The organism is Cytobacillus oceanisediminis, from assembly GCF_007830235.1.
Lineage (GTDB): Bacteria > Bacillota > Bacilli > Bacillales > Cytobacillaceae > Cytobacillus > Cytobacillus oceanisediminis.
Genome location: NZ_VLKI01000009.1, coordinates 174,554 through 194,034 on the forward strand (window position 1 = coordinate 174,554; position 19,481 = coordinate 194,034).

Below are 19,481 nucleotides of genomic sequence, written 5' to 3' on the forward strand. Positions count from 1 at the left end.
TAAAATAATTTTAGAGAATAGATATAAACTGAAAGCTTGCTAGTCAGCAAGCTTGCCGGCAGATGGCTATCGATAAGCATCTGCGCTTTTCTATTAAGGTAAGTATATATTTCTAAATTTCGATAACTGTCTAGCTCCAGCGCCTACCCCCTCGAGATGTCGGGGGTGACCAAGGCGCTTCCGCTTTTCTATTAAGGAGGAAAAACATGACCGTACGTTTATTGATAGGCCGTTCCGGAAGCGGCAAAACGGAGTACTGCCTGAATGAAATCCGCGATGAACTGCGGTTCAGCCCTGATGGGGATCCGATTATCTATTTAGTTCCGGAACAGATGACGTTTCTATCAGAATATAAATTAATTACAACACCAGGTTTAAATGGAATGGTTCGAGGCCAGGTGTATTCATTTACGCGCCTTGCCTGGAGAATTCTTCAGGAAACTGGAGGCATGAGCAGATACCATCTTAATAGTGTTGGGATCAGCATGCTGATCCGCAAAATCATTGAAGATAAAAAGGATGAGCTGATGCTTTTCCAGCGGGCTGCCGATAAGAATGGATTTATCCAGCAAATCGAACAGATGATGACAGAATTTAAACGTTATTGTGTCAATCCTGATGAGCTGGCAGAGCGGCAGAATAAGCTTTCAGCTGGCGGGGAATCGAACAAAGCGCTGCAGGATAAGCTTCATGATCTTGAATTAATCTATAAAAACTTTGAAGAATCCCTTTCCGGAAAATATACAGATTCTGAGGATTATTTCCGTTTGCTTGCGGAAAAAGCCCCGCAATCACAGTATCTAAAAAATGCAGAAGTATATATAGATGGCTTTTATAGTTTTACACCGCAGGAATATATGATCGTTGAGCAGCTTATGAAACTGTGCAAAAAGGTAACCATTACACTCACGCTTGATCGTCCGTTTAAGCAAAGCGCTCCTGATGATCTCCATTTATTCAGGATGACTGGTGAAAACTATCAAACGATCTTTGAAATGGCTTCCCGGAATGGTCTGGATGTGGAAGAGATCAAGCTTACTGATCAAAAAAGGTGGAACACGCCTTCCCTGAGGCATCTCGAAGCCAATTTTGACAGCAGGCCTGCTGCCGCTTTTTCAGGAGAGGCAGACATTCATATTGGACAGGCTGTCAATAGGAGAGCTGAAATCGAAGGCGTCGCCAGAAAAATAAACCAGCTTATCCGCATCGAAGGATACCGTTACAGGGATATTGCGGTCCTCGCAAGAAATGGACAGGATTATCATGACATGATTGAAACCGTGTTCCATGACTATGATATTCCTTATTTCATTGACCAAAAAAGGACAATGCTGAATCACCCTCTAGTGGAATTAATTCGCTCGACCTTGGAAATCATCAATGGGAACTGGCGATATGAACCGATTTTTAGAGCGGTTAAGTCTGAGCTGATCTTTCCGTCCAAGTTAAATCAATCCCGATTGCGCGAGCAGATGGACAGGCTTGAAAACTATGTTCTTGCCTATGGCATCCAGGGGGATAAGTGGACGAAGAAGAAAAGATGGATTTACAGAAGGATTAGGGGGCTGGAGTTTGAAGCTGTTGCCCAGACAGATGCCGAAAAGAAAACCGAAGATGAATTAAACGATCTTCGGGAAATGATTACCGGACCGATTTTAAGGCTAACCCGCCGCCTTAAAAAAGCTGATAATGGCCGTAAATATTGTGAAGCATTGTTTTTATACCTTGAAGAACTTGATGTTCCATTAAAGCTCGAACAGTGGAAAACGGCTGAAGAGGAAAAGGGGAATCTTGTTAAGTCAAGGGAACATGGCCAGGCATGGAATGCCATTATGGAGCTTCTGGATCAATATGTAGAAATGCTGGGTGAAGAAGAAGTTACACTTAAGCGGTTTGCTTCTATCCTTGATGCCGGAATGGAATCGCTGCGCTTTACGCTTGTTCCGCCTGCCATAGATCAGGTTATGGCAGCAGATTTGGAGAGATCCCGTTTAACTGACATTAAAGCTGCTTTTGTCATTGGCCTTAATGAAGGAGTACTTCCTGCCAAATTCACGGAGGACGGTGTGCTTGCGGATGAAGACAGGGAAATGCTGTATGCAAATGGCATGAAACTTGCCCCTGGAAGCCGCACCCGCCTTCTTGATGAGGAATTTTTAGCCTATAAGGCCTTTGTCACCCCATCAGAAAGACTTTTTATCAGCTACCCGCTGGCAAATGAAGAAGGCAAAGCACTTATGCCTTCTCCTTTTATTAAAAGAATGGGAGATTTATTCCCGGAATGCAGGCAGCATGCCTTTATGGCCGATCCGGCAGAATTGCCGGAAGCTGAACAGCTTGAATATGCGGATAATCTTAATACTGCACTTTCTTATCTGACATCACAGCTGCAGCTGAAGAAGCAAAACTATCCGATTTATGATTTGTGGTGGGATGTTTATAATTTTTATTTAAAAGATGAGCAATGGAGAAGGCCGGCACTAAAGGTCCTTTCCAGCCTGAATTATGAAAATCGCACACAGCAGCTTGGTGATGGCATCAGTAAAGAGCTGTATGGCGACCATATTCAGGCAAGTGTATCCAGAATGGAATTATTCCACAGCTGTCCGTTTTCCCATTTTGCCCAGCACGGCCTAAGGCTGCGGGAAAGGCAGGTATACCGTCTGGAGGCGCCGGATATTGGAGATTTATTCCATGCTGCATTAAAATACATTGCCGAAACGGTTATGACACAAAAGCTTTCATGGACAGATATGACCAGGGAACAATGTGAAATTCTCGCAAAAGAAGCAGTCGAAATGCTTGCCCCTAAATTGCAAAATGAGATTCTCTTAAGCTCAAACAGGCATCACTATATTAAGAGAAAACTTGAACAAATTATCAGCCGGGCATCATTTGTCATCAGCGAGCATGCCAAGTCAAGCGGATTCTCGCCTGTCGGGCTTGAACTGGGATTCGGTCCGAAAGGAGAATTGCCTTCTCTCGTATTCCCGCTAAAAAATGGGTCGAAAATGGAGCTTGTCGGCAGAATTGACCGGGTGGATAAAGCCCAGGATACGAACGGAACATTTTTACGAGTCATTGACTATAAATCGAGCTCCAAAGATTTGAATGTCAGCGAAGTCTACTATGGAATTGCCCTGCAAATGCTTACCTACCTGGATATTATTATTGCCCATTCCAATGCCTTGATCGGAACGGAAGCAGATCCAGCGGGAGTTCTGTATTTCCATGTCCATAATCCAATTGTAAGCACATCAAGAATGCTGACATTGGAGGATATTGAACAAGAGCTCTATAAAAAGTTCAAAATGAATGGACTAATGCTGGGGGATGAAAATGTCATCCGGTTAATGGACCAGACGCTAGAAACAGGGGATTCATCAATTATTTCCGCTGGGTTCAAGAAGGACGGGACCATTTCAAAACGGTCCAAGGTCGCCAGCAAGCAGGAGTTTGACTATTTGCGGCGCTATGTGAGGAAAATGTATACAAGTACCGGCAACCACATAACAGAGGGGACTGTCGATATTGCCCCTTATAAAATGAAGGAAAAAACGCCTTGTACTTTTTGTGCATATAAATCGGTTTGCCAATTTGATGAATCGCTTGAAACAAATGATTACAGGCTGTTTGTTCCCAAGCCTAAAGAAGACGTTATAGAAACCATCAAGAAGGAGGTGGAGGAAGATGAAAATGGCCATACCGCCTAAGCAGGCAGATGCAACTTGGACAGATGACCAATGGAAAGCCATTATGGCAAAAGGCCAGGATATCCTGGTTGCAGCTGCAGCAGGATCCGGAAAAACGGCTGTTCTTGTTGAAAGGATCGTCAATAAAATTATCGCAGCAGAAGATCCCATCAATGTCGATGAACTGCTGGTTGTAACCTTTACGAATGCATCAGCAGCCGAGATGAGGCACCGGATCGGCGAGGCTCTTGAAAAAGCCATCAATGTTAATCCAAAGTCCGTCCACCTCAGAAAGCAGGTAAGTTTATTAAATAAGGCATCCATTTCTACCTTGCACTCATTCTGTCTGGAGTTGATCCGCAAATATTATTATATGACCGATATTGACCCGGGCTTTCGGATCGCTGACGAAACGGAAGCCCAGCTGTTAAGGGATGAAGTTCTCGAGGATCTTTTTGAAGAGGAGTACGGCAAGGAGGGGAATGATGCTTTCTTTGCCCTTGTTGATACATTTACAAATGACAGAAGCGATACCGCCCTTCAGGATATTATCCGGGACTTGTACGATTTTGCCCGTTCTAATCCTTCTCCAAATCAATATCTCGACTCAATAGTTGAGATGTATAATGTGGATGGAACTTCAAGCCTTGAACAGCTGCCGTTTGTCTGTTCCCTCTTGAATGACGTTGATCTGCAGCTGAAAGGAGCCAAGCAGCTTCTGGAGTATGGCCTTGAACTGACCAAGCTTCCTGGCGGACCGGCTCCAAGGGCTGAAAACTTTATTGCAGATTTACAAGTTGTTACTATCCTTATAGAAGCTAAAGACGATTCATGGTCAGCTCTTTATGAAGCCATGCAATTATGGTCATTCGGAAGGGCAAAGACTTGTAAAGGCGATAACTATGATGAAGCTTTGGTAGAGAAAGCAAAAAAACTGAGGGATCAAGCGAAGAAGATTATATCTGATCTTCAGGAAGAGCTATTTGGACGCCGCCCGGAAAGCTTCATCAGGGATATGGCGGAAATGAAGCCCCATATTGAAACGCTGGTTTCCTTAGTTAAGGATTTTTCAGTCCGATTTGGGCAGGTAAAAACGCAAAAAGGCCTTGTTGATTTTGCGGATCTTGAGCATTATTGCCTGGAAATCCTTGCAGCAGCCGGTGAAGACGGGAGACTGTTGCCATCAGAGGCTGCTCTAGCCTGCCGAAATCAGTTTAAAGAGGTGCTGGTGGATGAGTATCAAGACACAAACATGGTCCAGGAAGCCATTTTACAATTAGTAACGGCAGATTCTGAAGAAAATGGAAATCTTTTCATGGTGGGAGATGTGAAGCAGTCGATCTACCGTTTCCGCCTGGCAGAACCAAATTTATTTTTGGGCAAGTATACTCGTTTTGACCAAAATGGCGAAGAAACAGGGCTCCGAATCGATTTGGCACGCAATTTCAGAAGCCGTAAGGAAGTGCTTTATGGCACCAACTATATTTTCAAACAAATCATGGGTGTTTCCGTTGGTGAAATTGAATATGATGAACCTGCTGAACTGGTAAAAGGAGCTCCTTATTCAGAGGATCAGGGGTATCCAGTGGAATTGGCCATTATCGATCTGGAAGGAAACGAACAGGACGAAACGAAGCCAGAAGACCTGCAAGATGGCTTTGACAGCGCAGAATTGGCGCAGTCACAGCTTGAAGCAAGGTATATGGCTGCTAAAATAAAGGAAATTATTGGGGACCGTAAAGAAGTTTACAATCCGAAAACCCAATCGGGACGTCCTGCCATGTACCGGGATATTGTAATCCTGCTTCGATCTATGACATGGGCACCGCAGATTATGGAGGAATTCAAGCAGCAGGGAATTCCTGTCTATGCCAACCTTTCAAGCGGTTATTTTGAGGCAACGGAAGTCGCGATAATGATGTCCCTTCTTAAAGTGATTGATAACCCATATCAGGACATTCCGATTGCTTCTGTTCTAAGATCTCCTATATTAGGATTGACTGAGGAAGAATTGGCTCAAATCAGGATCCATAACAAAAGAGGCTCTTTTTACGAAGCGCTGATTTCCTTCTGCCGGATTGAGCCAAATCTTGAGACAGGCGAATTATATGAAAAAGTCCGCCCGTTTTTCGATCAGCTTAAAGAATGGCGTGTAATGGCAAGACAGAGTTCACTTTCCGATCTTATTTGGCATCTGTACAGAAAAACCCGCTTCTATGATTTTGTCGGCGGCATGCCAGGCGGAAAACAGCGGCAGGCGAATCTTCGTGCATTATATGACAGAGCCAGACAGTATGAAGCAACTTCCTTCAGGGGATTATTCCGCTTCCTGAGATTCATTGAGCGGATGCGGGATAGAGGGGATGACCTTGGTGCAGCCCGTGCATTGGGCGAACAAGAAGACGTTGTGCGCCTAATGACCATCCACAGCAGCAAGGGACTTGAATTTCCGTTCGTTTTTATAGCGGGTCTCGCTCGAAATTTTAATACGATGGATTTGAAAAAGCCATACATGCTGGACAAGGAATTTGGATTTGCTGCTAAGTATGTGAATGCTGAAAAAAGGATTTCTTATCCATCACTTCCGCAAATTGCTTTTAAACGGAAAAAGAAGATGGAAATGCTTGCGGAGGAAATGCGCGTTCTATATGTTGCCTTAACTCGGGCGAAGGAAAAGCTATTCCTGGTCTCCTCCGTAAGAAGTGCAGAAAAGAAACTGAGCCAATGGCTGCAGACTGCTGAACATAGGGATTGGCTTTTGAATGAGTTCGACCGTGCCTCTGCAAACAGCTATCTGGACTGGATCGGCCCATCCCTGGTCAGACATAAGGATTGTGAAACATTGCGAGGGGAAGCGACAGCAGTAAGTCCGCTAGTCCCATCAGATATTCTTGAGCATCCTTCATGCTGGAACATTACGATTATGAAAAGCGGAGATGCTGCCATGCTGTCTTCAGAACAAGATGAGAGTGCAGAAGACTTACTGCAATTGGTTTATGAAGGCAAGCCGGTTCCTGCAGAATCGAATTATAAGGAAAAAATACTGGAACAACTTTCATGGAAATATTCCTATAAACAGGCTGCTCAGCACCGCTCCAAACAATCCGTTTCAGAAGTGAAGCGGCAGCGGGAAATTTTTTTAGATGAAGATAACGGCACTGAATTAGTCCGTAAAATAAATAAACCGCTGTTAAGCCGCCCTCGTTTTATGCAGGAAAAAGCACTTTCGCCGGCGGAACGTGGAACGGCCATGCATGCAGTGATGCAGCATATTGATTTCAGCAGGCCGGCAACATTGGAATCCGTTTCAACTAAGATGGATGAAATGGTTCATACCGAACTGTTGACGGAAGAGCAGCGGGAAAGCGTCGATCCGCAGCTGATCGTGCAGTTTTTTGAAAGTGAACTTGGACAAAGAATGGTTCAGGCAGCTTCAATCCGAAGAGAAATCCCATTCAGTTTATCGTTCCCTGCCCGGGAAATCTATCCTGACTGGCAAGGCGAAGATGAGCCGGTTTTAATCCAGGGGATTGTGGACTGTATGTTTGATGATGAAAAGGGCCTCGTGCTCCTTGACTATAAAACGGATGGAATCACCGGCCGATTCAAAGGCGGCTTTACCGAAGCAAAACCTGTTCTTGAAAATAGATACAAAGTGCAAATCGACATGTACACAAGAGCACTCGAACATATTTTGAAAAGGGAAGTCAATGAAAGGTATCTATTTTTCTTTGATGGTGCCCATTCTATTAAGTTAGAGAAATAAGAAAAAACCGGCAGGGGAATTAGAATCTTGCCGGTTTTTTCGTATATGGGAAGAGGTGTCAAAAAGAATTAGGGTAATCTAAAAGAAAAAGGCGGCTTCCCATGGGAAAAAAGAGGACAGAAACCGGAGCATGCGAATTGTGTTTACGGGAGAATGCAGAGATAACAGTACATTATTTGACGACGAAAGAAATGGGGGGAACCTTCCTGCCGACAGCAAATTTATGTATCCCCTGCCACAAGCAGATCCATGCTTTATATACAAATGTTGAGCTCGCAACAAGGCTGAACACAAATGAATTATTGCAGAAGGACGAGAAAATAGGAAAGTATATGAAATGGATTAAGAAACAGCCTTCTTCCAAGCTAACAAAAGCAAGAAAATCCAACGAAATAAAATCAAAAGGACGATAACACGTCGGCTATCGTCCGGTTTTAGATTAATGTTTTCAAAATCATTATTAGTTATTTCCGACGGTTGGCTGATCAATTAGGTTGGTATCCAGCACATTGCTGGCATTAAGGCCATTATTAGTAATGATAAATCCTCCGGTATTCAAGGCTCCCTGTCCGGTTGTTGATTTGGAATTGCTTTTTGGTGAGATAAATAGCGTGTCACCAAATTGTACAACTCCCCCGCCGACATTTATGATTTGTACCGGTCCAATTATAGCTGGCATGAAAAACATCCTTTTTAAAATTATTTATAAGCATACTTTATGCTCTCCCAGTTTGATTGTTCCTTTTTGGATAGAGCTGGCGGATATGCTTGACACGTGTTTCCATTGAAATATGCTTGCTGCTGCCAATATGGATAATGGAAGATGAAGAAACACCAATCACATCGATATTTTGCACTTTTATGACTGGATTTAGCTGTGTTGTCTGGATTGATATTTCTTCTTCAATGGGCAGGAGGGGAATCGATTCGCTGAATATCGGATAAACAGAATAATTCCCTTCCCGGGCGTTAAAAAACTCAGCTTCCCGCTGTACGGCTATAGCCCTGGAGAAACCCTGAATATAGGAGGAATCTCCAATCTCAAAGACAGAAGAAAATGAAATAGTATCAATGGTAATTTTATCGACCGCTGATGTTCGCTGAAGCATTTTGTTTACTCCGGTGTCAGCGGCACAAAAGGCCCTACAAGGAGTGATTCTGCAGGTGTATCAAAAGTAGCCGCGAGCTGGATCGTTTCGGTATCTCCTACCATGAGGACAGAGGAACTAGATACACCCAGCACTCTGATATTTCCAACGCACAAATCCCTGTTATATACTTGATAGTTCACTCTTTATTCATTCCTTTCATATTCTCAGGCAGATGAGAGATAAAGGCATGGACCCCGTTTTGTATTTCCTTTTTAATATGCTCTATAACCTCTGCATTATCGTTTTCCTGTGGTCCCCTGTTTGCAGCCTGCTGCTGTTTAATATAGAAATCAATTCTATTTGGCAGCTGCTTTTTAATGTCCTCTTTGATAAATGCAATATAAGAATCGTCTACAGATACATTTAAGTTTTGCTGAACAGTGGAGACCACTTCAGGCAACTCGGTTTCTAAATATTGATAGATGGCATCTTCAATTTCCATCGTTCTTTTCATGTGGTTTTTTGGCGATATAGGTGCTTTGATGTTTTTGTTATCGACGGCAAAGTCTTCAATATTTTGCAGCTCAGAAGGATTAAGTCCAATGTTTAAGGTACCTTCAAGAGACTCCACCTTAAGCTGGTCGAATTTATATTCAATTCGATCCACCTGCATAGGGGGGCGGCTTTTAAGAGCCTCAGTTTCTCCCTGAAGCTTTTTGACCATTGCTTCCAGGCTGCGGATCCTTCTTTCCTGAGCCTCTACGAAAGCATGCAATTGCTGAAGATAGGAATGAAATTGCTGGTTCATGCGCACCACCTCGCTTTTATCAATTATTCACCCCTATGGTTACGATGGAGTGACCAATGGGACTGACGGTGTTGTTAGTAAAGAGTCTGTTTGAACAGATGGAACTGAGACTTCAGCTTCCGGTGCAGGTTCCGTAAATCCCCCTGTGTTATATAAATAGGAGGCTGGCTTGATTATGCCTGCACTTCCGATCTGCATAACGGAAGAGTTTGTAATCCCGCCTATTTTTATAAAATTGATATGAATCGATTGCTGTATATAAAAATTCATGCTATCACCCATTTTTTAAGCATTAAAATAGTTGCCTTGGTCAACGCCATCTGAATCGTACGTATTCGTTGAGCTTCGATTATTATAGACATTCAGCCCATCACCTGTGTTAAAAGAACCAGCGCCAGAAAATGTCTTAGCGTTCGATACAGGCATGATTTTGTAAACATCCCCAATGTTAAAAACCGCGCTGCTTCCGATTGATATAACCTGTGCGACTCCAACAATAGCTGGCATATATAACACCCTTTTAAATTATTTCTTGTATATCGTATGTGCCTAAAAGCTGATTGTGATTAATTAGCCCAAATATCTTCAGTTGGGCCCCCTTCAATTAAACTGGGAGCCTTCGATAAAACTTGAAAAGAAAAGCAGCACAAAACTGCACTCCCTGTTCACCAAATTTTCAAATTTATGTTCTATAACAGATAAAAATCTGACAAACTGTCTCAGTATATGTGATAATATAGAAATAAATACAGAATTACCAAAATATTCAGTGAGGTGGCTGTCAGATGAATGTACCTTTAGTATTGAATCAATTTTTAGATCGTGCTGTTTCTCTTTATGGTTCCAAAAAAGCTATTTTTGCGGATGACAGAGCTTTTACATACGAAGAATTAAACACCAGGGTCAATCAGCTTTCCCATGGTTTGAAAGCGCTTGAAGTCCGGAAAGGGGATCGGGTTGCATATCTTGCGCCCAATTCAGTTGAGATGCTTGAAGGGTTTTATGGAGTTTTTCAGCTGGGGGCGATCATGGTTCCTTTAAATATACGTTTAAAGCCGGATGATTATCTGTTCATATTAAACCATAGCGAATCAAAAATCCTGTTTGTCGACCAGGACCTTTACCATCTTATTCTTCCTGTAAAAGATAAGCTGAAGACCGTGGAAAAAATTATCGTTCATTATAAGGATGAAGCAACAGATGAAACGGATTACGATCAATGGCTGGAAAGCCAAAGCAGCGTGCCTTTTAACAGGGAAGTCCTGGATGAAAATGATGTATGCAGCCTTTTATACACAAGCGGGACAACGGGCAATCCGAAAGGCGTTATGCTGACACACCGCAATAATTACCTGCATGCTTTGACGACCATGCACCACCTGCGCGTCCAAGATCAGGATGTGCTGCTTCATGTATTGCCAATGTTCCATGTAAATGGATGGGGCTCTCCTTTTTATTACACAGCAAATGGTGCTGCCCAAGTGTGCATGAGAAAAGCCACTCCTGAGAAAATCTTTGAAGCGCTGCAAGCGCACAAAGTATCTGTCATGCATATGGCACCGACTGTCCTGAATTCGCTTATGCAATATTATGAACAGCAAGTTCCGAAAATTGAACAGGATGTCAGGGTGGTTATTGCCGGTTCGGCTCCGCCTCCAGCTTTCGTGACAAGAGTAGAAAAGGAGCTTGGCTGGGAGTTTATCCAGGTCTATGGAATGACTGAATCATCTCCATTAAGCACCGTATCCACTATCCGGTCCCATCTGAAAGAATTGCCGCTTAACCAGCAATATCGAATGAAAGCTAAAGCAGGCCACCAGATGATTGGCTGTGAAGTAAAAGTAATAAATGAGCACGGAGAAGAAGTAGCCCATAACGGCAGCGAGATTGGGGAATTAGTGGTCCGAAGCAACGGGGTGATGAAAGGCTACTGGAAAAATGAAGAGGCAACTATGGAAGCTATTAGGGGTGGCTGGCTTCATACCGGCGATATGGCGAATGTCGATGAATACGGCAATATTGACATCGTTGACCGCAAAAAAGATATTATCATCAGTGGAGGGGAAAACATTTCTTCTATAGAAATTGAAGGTGCGTTATATGAGCATCCAGCCATCCTTGAAGCTGCAGTAATTGCAGTACCGCATGAAAAATGGGGGGAAACACCGCATGCATTTGTCGTCTTAAGAAGCGGCAAAACATTAACCGAGCAGGAAGTCATTGGTTTTACAAGGGAGAAGCTGGCACATTTTAAAGCTGTAACAGGGGTTACATTCGTGGAGGAGCTGCCGAAAACCGCTTCAGGAAAAATCCAAAAAATACATCTGCGCAACGATTATTGGGAATCCCGAGGAAAAACAGGGCGGTTTGTTAATTAACTGAAAGGGGGCCTGCAGCGTTATGCTGAGGTCCTTTTTTACTGGACAATTTCAACGGCGCTCTCTATCATAAAGAATATGTTTTGTTTCCAAAAAAAGGAGGCGTTTTATGCACAAGCCAGTTAGCCCTGTCCTGGAGAAGGACCGGATCATTTCATTGGATATTATGAGAGGCTTTGCCATCCTGGGGATTTTTTTAGTGAATATGCTGTCATTCCACTCCCCGTTTTTATATCTTGATCCATTTGAATGGTGGTACAGCCCTGCTGATAAAAGTACATATGTTTTTATTGATATCTTCGTACAAGCAAGTTTTTATCCATTATTTTCTATGTTATTCGGATATGGTTTAGTCATTTTAAGGGAACGGACCATTGCCAAAGGGCTGCCGTTCGGAGGGATGGCGGCAAGAAGATTGTCATTGCTGATGCTAATAGGCATAATTCATGCTCTTCTTATTTGGCATGGAGATATCCTTATCAACTATGCAATTTTTGGATTTATCTTTTTGCTTTTTATAAAATTGAACGGGAAGAATATGCTCTTGACTGGGATCTTACTCTACATAATTCCTAACTTAATATTCGCTCTGCTATTTTTTGTGACTGTTCTGTTTGTACCTGCCGAGGAATTGTCTATCTATGATCCTGCTGCAGCGGAAGTGTCTTTGCAAGTATACCAAAATGGCAGCTTCGCAGAAATTACGGCTCAAAGGATGGAGGATTGGTATTTAGTTAATAATCTTGCCTCATTGCCAATCATGCTAGCTTCCATTTTCCCTCTGTTTTTAATAGGAGGAGGGGCGGCCAAGTTAAAGTGGCTTGAAGAACCGGCGAAAAGTCGAGGGTTTTTAAGGAAGCTGATGATTGGGTCGCTTGCTGCAGGCTTAGTCTTTAAATTGCTTCCATATTTGCTGGAAGGCAGCCTGGCAGTGGGTTTTCTGCAGGACATATTCGGAGGGCCGCTTTTAGCGATTGGGTATGGTCTCGCAATTGCATTGGCCATTAATAATGGTACTATTTCGAAGGTGTTAATGCCCCTCTCTTATGTCGGCAAATTATCGCTGTCCAATTATCTTTTGCAGTCCATTATCTCGACTTTGATTTTTTACAGTTATGGCTTAGGCTTTTATGGTGAGATCTCCGCTTTTGGTGGAACGATACTAGTCATTTTCATCTTCGCCCTTCAAGTAATGGTAAGCCGCTACTGGGTTTCCTGTTATTACTATGGTCCGGTTGAATGGATTTGGAGGAGCTTTACTTATTTAAAACGGCCAAATTGGAGGCGGCGGGCTTGATGAGAAGAATTTTAATCATTGGCGCTGGGGGAGCAGGCAAATCTACTTTAGCCGGCACCCTTGGCCAAAAACTTGGCATTCCGGTCTATCATCTGGATTCGCTATTTTGGAAGCCAAACTGGACACCTCTTCCGCGTGAACAATGGAAGATAACTGTACAAAAGCTATTAAAGAAAGAAGAGTGGATTCTTGATGGCAACTTCGGCTCCACTCTTGATATGAGAATAGAAGCTGCTGACACTATCATTTTCCTTGATTATTCTTCGGTCCGATGCCTTTATGGTGTCGTGAAAAGAAGAATTCAATACCACGGCAAAACCCGTCCGGATATGGGGAAAGGGTGTCCTGAAAAACTGGATTGGGAATTTTTAAAATGGATTGCAGGCTATAAAAAGAATAAATCTCCCGAAATCATTAGCAAGCTTTCAAAACTGGAAAATAAGCAGGTACTACATTTTCATACTCCTGCAGAGGCTTACGAATTTCTTAAAGAGTTATAGATTGAGAGGTCACCTAGGGGGCCTCTTTTTAATAATTAACGTTAAATAGTCTCGTAAATCTGACAATTTGTATTATACTTAAAATGTGATGAATAAAAATGAGGTGATGAAATGAAGTTTGTTACAGCAAAGGATAGCAGAGGCAGCTTTGTCGGACTTATAGATGGATCCGGGACTAGAGTTTTGCCCCTAGCTGCTGCCGTAGAAAAAATGGAAGGAAGCAGTGATTTCCCGGCTTCACTAAAGGAATGCATTGCATTAGGGGATGCATTCGTTGAAAAAGTACATAAATTAATAGATTGGGTAAGCAGCAGTTCTGAAAGAGCTGAACTATATCTCTCGCTGGATTCTGTTACACTCCAGGCCCCAATTCCGCGCCCGGATAAAAATATCTTTTGTGTTGGTAAAAACTATGCAGAGCATGCCATCGAAATGGGCAGCAAAGAGGATATTCCGGAGCATATTATGGTTTTTACAAAAGCGCCCACAACAGTAATAGGCCCAGATGAAACAGTACTAAACCATAAAGAAGTAACCTCTCAGCTTGATTATGAGGGAGAGCTTGCCGTTATTATCGGAAAAACGGGACGGGCCATTCTAAAAGAAGAAGCATTGGATTACGTATTTGGCTACACGATCATTAATGATGTGACAGGAAGAGACCTGCAATCCCGCCATAAGCAATTTTTTATCGGAAAAAGCCTGGATACAACCTGTCCGATGGGACCATGGATTGTTCATTCATCCGCTGTAGAAAATCCGAACAAGCTGGATATTCAAACAACGGTAAACGGGGAAGTGAGACAAAGCTCGAATACGGAAAACTTTATTTTCCCGATTGAAGAAATTATTTCTGTTTTATCCAGGGGTATGACACTCGAGCCGGGAGATATTATTGCTACAGGTACGCCTGCCGGTGTCGGGAAAGGCTTCAAGCCGCCGCGTTTCCTGCAGCCGGGAGATACTGTAGAAATTACAGTTGAAAAAATCGGTTCTTTAACAAATTCGATAGAAAAATAATGTCTTGGCCTATGCAATTGCTGCATAGGTCTTGTTTTGTATGAAAGTAGTTCGTTTAAGCAAGGGAAAATGGCTTATATCAACGAATCGCTCTTTCCGCCCCATACACCCACCAAACATAAGTCGGTGTCTATGACAAATATCACACTCCGCCATAAAAATTTCACAAAATATATTTATATTGCGCTTAACCAGCACCATAATTTTAGGATTTTCGATTTCAATATGATATGATGGTATCGAATTTTACAATAGGAGGCACTGGAATGATACATGCCCACATAACGACATGGTTCTTAGCACTAGTTTTATTTATCGTTGCCCTTGTCATGCATAGAAGCGGCAAACAAAAAGGTTTAAAAGTCGTTCAAATGATTTTAAGGCTGTTTTACTTGCTGATCATTGGGACAGGCGTATGGATTCTAAGCACCCTTAACAGCATTGATATGCTATATGTATTAAAGTCATTAGTTGGCTTATGGGTAATTGCTATGTTTGAAATGATCATTATTCGAACTGTAAAAGGAAAGAAAACCTCTATTCTATGGATCCAGTTCATTGTTGCTTTAATTCTGGTTCTGTATTTAGGCTTTGTACAATTGCCTTTAACATTTATGACTTAAATAGGGAAATTTATTGAAAAAAGCTGCCGAAAAAGGCAGCTTTTTCTAATTTTGTCATGTCATGTCTGCCCTAAATATGGTATTTTAATAAAGATAAGAAACTATAATTTGACAGTTGTCCAGTTTAGGGGCCTGCTGCTCAAGCTATGAAGCCTGTGGGCTTCTCGCTTACTTTTTAGGAATGACATTACTATGATGGTGGGTTTTTATGGCTAAAACAATAACATGTCTTTATGAGAATACTAACCAGCTGAATAGTTTCATAGATGAGAACGAATTAGATGAATACCCGAATCTGCTTGTACAGGTTTTTACAGGGATAATTGAGGAAGAATTTATTTCGAATTTGCAAAAGGAATTGGCCAACCGGCTTCCTTTTGCTGCTATTGCCGGCTGTTCTACGTCCGGAGAAATATACGAAGGCCGCATTACTGAAAATCAAACAGTCATCTCTTTTACGGCTTTTGAAAAAACAGAATTAAAATCATTTCTGCTGCAGCAGAAGGATTTTAAAGATAGTTATGAGATGGGCAAAGCTCTGGCACAGGAGCTGGCTATTTTTAATACAAAAGCTTTAATTCTATTTCCCTCAGGCTTTAATGTTGACTCTTCTTTACTGGTTGAGGGGATATATGAAACAAATGCGGACATGGTTATTGCTGGAGGGATCGCAGGGGATAATGGATTATTTCAGGAAGGCTTTGCTTTTACGCAAGAAGGGATTACTCAAAATGGTCTAGTTGCAATAGCGCTTCAAAAAGGCCATCTTTCAGCGCATTCGTTTGCAAATTACCAATGGCAGGAAATTGGAAAAAGATTTACGGTTACAAAGGCTTCAGGTTCTATCATTTACTCCATTGACCATAAGGTACCTTTGCATATATTAAAGCATTATCTAGGAGAAGCTTTTATAAAAGATTTGCCTAAATCAGGAACAGAATTCCCATTCCTGTTAACCTATCGCGGTGAGAAAGTGTCAGTTTTTATCATTAAAATGCTTGAAAATGGGGCAATCAAGGTTAACCGGATGGTTAATGAAGGGGATACTCTTACCTTTGCATATGCAAATCTGGAAGAAATCATCGACAGGTCTTTACAGGAATTAAAAAAGCTGCGGAAAGAGCCAGCAGAATCCATCTTTATATATAATTGTATGGCACGCAAACAGTTTGCAAGAGATTTTACCGAAAAAGAACTGGCAATGTTACAAGGAATTGCTCCTGCAAATGGGTTCTTTTCTTATGGAGAAATCGCTTCGCGAACTGGCGATTATCCAAAGATTGTCGGACATTCACTTACCTATCTTTCCTTATCAGAAAGTGTTGTTGAATCGAAGAAAAGCTCTGCAGATACATACATTTATGAGAAGCCTGACCATTTTAAAACGATATCTTCTCTAACCCACCTGATGCATGCTTCTCAGGATGACATAGAGAATCTAAACAGCAGCCTGAAGATTTCGGAACAATATTATAAATCATTATTTAATAATAATGCTGATTTTGTTTATTCAACAGATATGAAGGGACATTTTACAAGTGTGAATCCGGCATTTGAAAAAACCTTTGGATACAGCAGTGATGAACTACTGGGAAAATCAGCTTTGGGCTACGTGAGAAATGAAGATATCCCGCGGATGCGAATGCATTTTTACCGGGCTATAAGAGGAAAAGAGCAATATTACAATGTGTATATAAATTCAAAGTCAGGGGAGACAAGCCTTTTTCAGCTGAAAAACATCCCAATCACAGTTAATGGGGAATGTGTAGGCATTTACGGAATTGGCAGAAATATTACCGAGCAGAAGAAGATTGAAGATAAAATTACAGAGCTTGCATATTTCGACCAGGACACCGGGCTGCCAAACAGAATGAAATTTACAGAGCAGCTGGATCTTCTTTTGAAGAGGGCAAAAAAGAAAAGGAAAATGCTTGCAGTTCTTTCAATTGATATTGACCGCTTTAAAATCATAAATGATAGTCTTGGTCATTTTGCAGGCGACATGGTTTTAAAGGAAATTTCTGAAAGGATTGAAAAGGTCTTGCCATCGGGTTCTTATTTGGGCCGGTTCAGCGGGGATAAATTCACACTGATTTTATCCAGGGATGTTACAGTAGACAGAGTCATGAAAACGTCCAAAAAGATATTGGATGAAATATCGAAGCCCTTATTCCAGGCCAATCAGGAGTTTATTGTCACAGCGAGCATAGGTGTCAGTTTTTATCCTGGCGATGGGTTGGATGAGCATACATTGCTCAAAAACGCCGACGTGGCAACAAATCGTTCTAAGCAGCAGGGCGGAAACAGGGTAACCTTTTTCTCCATGGAAATGAACGAGCAGGCAATGGTCAGGCTTGAACTTGAAAGCTATTTAAGGAAGGCTTTGCACAAAGAAGAATTTTATTTATGCTATCAGCCATTGATTGATCTCGAATCCGGCAATTTATACGGAAGCGAAGCCCTGATCCGCTGGAATCATCCAAAACTGGGCCTTGTTTCGCCAGGGGAGTTCATTCCGCTTGCTGAGGAAACTGGCCTCATAGAGGAAATTGGCAGCTGGGTGCTGCGGACGGCATGCAAGCAAAATATGCGGTGGCAAACACTTGGCTATGATTCGCTTTCGATATCGGTTAATGTATCGGCTTACCAATTCCAGCAGCCAGGTTTCCTGAAAGAAGTAAAAAAAGCGTTAGAGCTATCCGGGATGGAACCACAGTATTTAACATTGGAATTAACCGAGAGCACCATGCTCAGAAATGTGGAGTACAGCATCCAGGTCATACAGGCGCTGCAGGCATTGGGGGTCAAGGTTTCAATAGATGATTTTGGCACGGGCTATTCCTCCTTAAGCTATCTTAAAGATCTTCCTATAAATACATTGAAGATAGACAGATCTTTTATAAACAACCTGCGTTTAAATACGTCTGATATCGCTATTGTAAAAGCAATCATAACAATGGGGCATGGACTTGCAGTTAAAGTGGTTGCTGAAGGAGTGGAAACAAAGGAGCAGATTGAGCTTTTAAAAGAATTGAAATGCCATTATGCACAGGGATTTTATATTCATAAGCCGCTTATGACAACCGAATTTGAAGAAGGATTATCAAAAAAGGTGCAGATGTACAGCTAAGCAGGGACAGTATAAATTGCCGCTTGATGGAGGGAAGAAAACATGTCAGGGGCTTGGATTTTGATCATTTTAATTGCAGTCATAATCATAAGTGTTTTTGTTGTCCAGGCTGTTACCGATCAGGGGGATCACCCCATACTAACGCAAAAAGAAATAATTGAAGCATTAAAAAAGCGGCAGGAGGATGAAAAAGCTGACCGTGATTAAGAAAAGCGCAAGCGCGCCTTGACCAGCCCCGCAAGCTTAAGACCTTGAGCTGCTCGAAGCATCAATCTTCGAATCATGGTCCTCGCAAGATATTCAAGGATGTTATGCAGGATGAAAACTGGCTAGGCACTCCTCCTAAAAGCTAACGCTTTTAGTCGTGCGATGATGGTGCTGACGAAGCTTTCCTTGTGGAGCTAGACAGTTATCTAAGTTCAAAATTAAACTTCATATCTTTTAAAAAAGCAGCAGTCTGCCAACGTTCGGCAGACTGCTGCTTTTTTATGAAGAAATTTTTTCAATCACCATTCTTTTGCCGCTGTTTAAAGTGAATTCAAAGCGGTCACTCATTTTTTCATAATAGCAAAAATGGTGCTGTACATTGCAGATGTGATCCTGATTATCAAAAACGATAAAATTCACTCCGCTTTTCCGGTCCTTATCATTGAAGAACGTTAATTGGTTATAACAATAAATGCAGTCATAAACAGAAAACTGCATGGAATTCAAGGTTGTAACAAACTGGTAAAATGCATCATCATTTATTTCATCCAATAATCTCTCCAGTGAGAAAACGAGATGTTTGCGTATTCGGACAGAATCCTGATCCTTTAAGTGGAATACTTCATCGGCCAGAGCAATCTTGCCATCCTCGAACAAGATTCCTTTTTTCCAGCGCTTAAAGCGAAATACTTCTAGTTCCTGGTGGAGGAATTCATCTAACAATGATGCTTCATCTGTTTCGCGATCGAAGAAAACCCATTGATCATTTATAAGTTCTACAGTGCCTTCTGTAAAAGCACGGGATTGATATTCAATAAGCTTTGTTCGCTGCTGTCTATTCATAAAAAACCTCCATTAACTTCCTCAACTTCTTTTTAGACAGTTTAGACGATTTTTATAACCGCTAAAAGTGGACAATTAACTTTTTTCTAGGCTGTGCATACAATAACATCATGCAAAATATGCCCA

At 42.0% G+C, this 19,481-nt stretch carries 17 protein-coding genes; 10 read left to right on the forward strand and 7 right to left on the reverse strand.

The window, feature by feature from the left end; all coding sequences use genetic code 11:
- Window positions 1-206 precede the first annotated feature (206 nt).
- From addB to IQ19_RS16225, 3 genes are all read left to right on the forward strand, one after another.
- Window positions 207-3,713, forward strand: coding sequence for a helicase-exonuclease AddAB subunit AddB (gene addB / locus IQ19_RS16215; RefSeq protein ID WP_144543413.1), 3,507 nt, complete (start codon window positions 207-209; stop codon window positions 3,711-3,713).
- The gene (gene addA / locus IQ19_RS16220; protein WP_415803202.1) at window positions 3,691-7,458 is read left to right on the forward strand and encodes a helicase-exonuclease AddAB subunit AddA; all 3,768 of its coding nucleotides are present in this window, start codon (window positions 3,691-3,693) and stop codon (window positions 7,456-7,458) included. The genes addB and addA overlap by 23 nt, the downstream gene beginning before the upstream one ends.
- 101 nt (window positions 7,459-7,559) lie before the next feature.
- Window positions 7,560-7,871 (forward strand): HNH endonuclease, encoded by a 312-nt coding sequence (locus IQ19_RS16225; RefSeq protein ID WP_144543414.1) that lies wholly within the window; start codon window positions 7,560-7,562, stop codon window positions 7,869-7,871.
- 47 nt (window positions 7,872-7,918) lie between these two features.
- Here the strand turns inward: IQ19_RS16225 and IQ19_RS16230 are convergent, their stop codons facing one another.
- From IQ19_RS16230 to IQ19_RS16255, 6 genes are read right to left on the reverse strand one after another with little or no spacing between them, the layout of a single operon-like run.
- Window positions 7,919-8,137 carry a spore germination protein gene (locus IQ19_RS16230; protein ID WP_144543415.1) on the reverse strand — a complete coding sequence of 73 codons (219 nt, stop codon included), beginning with the start codon at window positions 8,135-8,137 and terminating at the stop codon, window positions 7,919-7,921.
- A gap of 37 nt (window positions 8,138-8,174) precedes the next feature.
- A complete protein-coding gene (locus IQ19_RS16235) occupies window positions 8,175-8,567 on the reverse strand; it encodes a spore germination protein GerPE (protein ID WP_144543416.1) in 393 nt (130 codons plus the stop codon).
- Window positions 8,568-8,572: 5 nt separating this feature from the next.
- Window positions 8,573-8,749, reverse strand: a complete 177-nt coding sequence (locus IQ19_RS16240) for a spore gernimation protein GerPD (RefSeq protein ID WP_110065389.1) — start codon at window positions 8,747-8,749, stop codon at window positions 8,573-8,575.
- Complete coding sequence (gene gerPC, locus IQ19_RS16245; protein ID WP_144543417.1) at window positions 8,746-9,357, reverse strand: spore germination protein GerPC; 612 nt, start codon at window positions 9,355-9,357, stop codon at window positions 8,746-8,748. Before gerPC ends, IQ19_RS16240 begins: the two co-directional genes overlap by 4 nt.
- 39 nt (window positions 9,358-9,396) lie before the next feature.
- Window positions 9,397-9,627 (reverse strand): spore germination protein GerPB, encoded by a 231-nt coding sequence (locus tag IQ19_RS16250; protein WP_144543418.1) that lies wholly within the window; start codon window positions 9,625-9,627, stop codon window positions 9,397-9,399.
- A 15-nt stretch (window positions 9,628-9,642) separates the two neighbouring features.
- Entirely contained in the window at window positions 9,643-9,864 is a 222-nt protein-coding gene (locus IQ19_RS16255) for a spore germination protein (protein WP_110065386.1), read from the reverse strand.
- A gap of 278 nt (window positions 9,865-10,142) precedes the next feature.
- Between IQ19_RS16255 and IQ19_RS16260 the strand changes: the two genes are divergently transcribed.
- From IQ19_RS16260 to IQ19_RS27805, 7 genes are all read left to right on the forward strand, one after another.
- The gene (locus IQ19_RS16260) at window positions 10,143-11,735 is read left to right on the forward strand and encodes a long-chain-fatty-acid--CoA ligase (protein WP_144543419.1); all 1,593 of its coding nucleotides are present in this window, start codon (window positions 10,143-10,145) and stop codon (window positions 11,733-11,735) included.
- A 109-nt stretch (window positions 11,736-11,844) separates the two neighbouring features.
- Window positions 11,845-13,032: a DUF418 domain-containing protein gene (locus IQ19_RS16265; RefSeq protein WP_144543420.1), complete on the forward strand. Its 1,188-nt coding sequence runs from the start codon at window positions 11,845-11,847 to the stop codon at window positions 13,030-13,032.
- Window positions 13,032-13,532 (forward strand): DNA topology modulation protein, encoded by a 501-nt coding sequence (locus IQ19_RS16270; RefSeq protein ID WP_144543443.1) that lies wholly within the window; start codon window positions 13,032-13,034, stop codon window positions 13,530-13,532. The genes IQ19_RS16265 and IQ19_RS16270 overlap by 1 nt, the downstream gene beginning before the upstream one ends.
- 111 nt (window positions 13,533-13,643) lie before the next feature.
- Entirely contained in the window at window positions 13,644-14,552 is a 909-nt protein-coding gene (locus tag IQ19_RS16275) for a fumarylacetoacetate hydrolase family protein (RefSeq protein WP_144543421.1), read from the forward strand.
- 266 nt (window positions 14,553-14,818) lie between these two features.
- On the forward strand, window positions 14,819-15,175 hold the full coding sequence (locus tag IQ19_RS16280; protein WP_144543422.1) for a YisL family protein: 357 nt from the start codon (window positions 14,819-14,821) through the stop codon (window positions 15,173-15,175).
- A gap of 208 nt (window positions 15,176-15,383) precedes the next feature.
- The gene (locus tag IQ19_RS16285) at window positions 15,384-18,305 is read left to right on the forward strand and encodes a bifunctional diguanylate cyclase/phosphodiesterase (protein ID WP_144543423.1); all 2,922 of its coding nucleotides are present in this window, start codon (window positions 15,384-15,386) and stop codon (window positions 18,303-18,305) included.
- A gap of 42 nt (window positions 18,306-18,347) precedes the next feature.
- Window positions 18,348-18,512, forward strand: coding sequence for a hypothetical protein (locus IQ19_RS27805; protein ID WP_158638838.1), 165 nt, complete (start codon window positions 18,348-18,350; stop codon window positions 18,510-18,512).
- 279 nt (window positions 18,513-18,791) lie between these two features.
- Here the strand turns inward: IQ19_RS27805 and IQ19_RS16290 are convergent, their stop codons facing one another.
- On the reverse strand, window positions 18,792-19,355 hold the full coding sequence (locus tag IQ19_RS16290) for a DUF2777 domain-containing protein (protein ID WP_144543424.1): 564 nt from the start codon (window positions 19,353-19,355) through the stop codon (window positions 18,792-18,794).
- Window positions 19,356-19,481: the final 126 nt, after the last annotated feature.

Bases quoted from the DNA above. Each gene is read 5' to 3' on its own strand.
- addB (WP_144543413.1), top strand. From the start codon at position 207: ATGACCGTACGTTTATTGATAGGCCGTTCCGGAAGCGGCAAAACGGAG.
- addA (WP_415803202.1), top strand. From the start codon at position 3,691: ATGAAAATGGCCATACCGCCTAAGCAGGCAGATGCAACTTGGACAGAT.
- IQ19_RS16225 (WP_144543414.1), top strand. From the start codon at position 7,560: ATGGGAAAAAAGAGGACAGAAACCGGAGCATGCGAATTGTGTTTACGG.
- IQ19_RS16230 (WP_144543415.1), bottom strand. From the start codon at position 8,137: ATGCCAGCTATAATTGGACCGGTACAAATCATAAATGTCGGCGGGGGA.
- IQ19_RS16235 (WP_144543416.1), bottom strand. From the start codon at position 8,567: ATGCTTCAGCGAACATCAGCGGTCGATAAAATTACCATTGATACTATT.
- gerPC (WP_144543417.1), bottom strand. From the start codon at position 9,357: ATGAACCAGCAATTTCATTCCTATCTTCAGCAATTGCATGCTTTCGTA.
- IQ19_RS16250 (WP_144543418.1), bottom strand. From the start codon at position 9,627: ATGAATTTTTATATACAGCAATCGATTCATATCAATTTTATAAAAATA.
- IQ19_RS16255 (WP_110065386.1), bottom strand. From the start codon at position 9,864: ATGCCAGCTATTGTTGGAGTCGCACAGGTTATATCAATCGGAAGCAGC.
- IQ19_RS16260 (WP_144543419.1), top strand. From the start codon at position 10,143: ATGAATGTACCTTTAGTATTGAATCAATTTTTAGATCGTGCTGTTTCT.
- IQ19_RS16265 (WP_144543420.1), top strand. From the start codon at position 11,845: ATGCACAAGCCAGTTAGCCCTGTCCTGGAGAAGGACCGGATCATTTCA.
- IQ19_RS16270 (WP_144543443.1), top strand. From the start codon at position 13,032: ATGAGAAGAATTTTAATCATTGGCGCTGGGGGAGCAGGCAAATCTACT.
- IQ19_RS16275 (WP_144543421.1), top strand. From the start codon at position 13,644: ATGAAGTTTGTTACAGCAAAGGATAGCAGAGGCAGCTTTGTCGGACTT.
- IQ19_RS16280 (WP_144543422.1), top strand. From the start codon at position 14,819: ATGATACATGCCCACATAACGACATGGTTCTTAGCACTAGTTTTATTT.
- IQ19_RS16285 (WP_144543423.1), top strand. From the start codon at position 15,384: ATGGCTAAAACAATAACATGTCTTTATGAGAATACTAACCAGCTGAAT.
- IQ19_RS27805 (WP_158638838.1), top strand. From the start codon at position 18,348: ATGTCAGGGGCTTGGATTTTGATCATTTTAATTGCAGTCATAATCATA.
- IQ19_RS16290 (WP_144543424.1), bottom strand. From the start codon at position 19,355: ATGAATAGACAGCAGCGAACAAAGCTTATTGAATATCAATCCCGTGCT.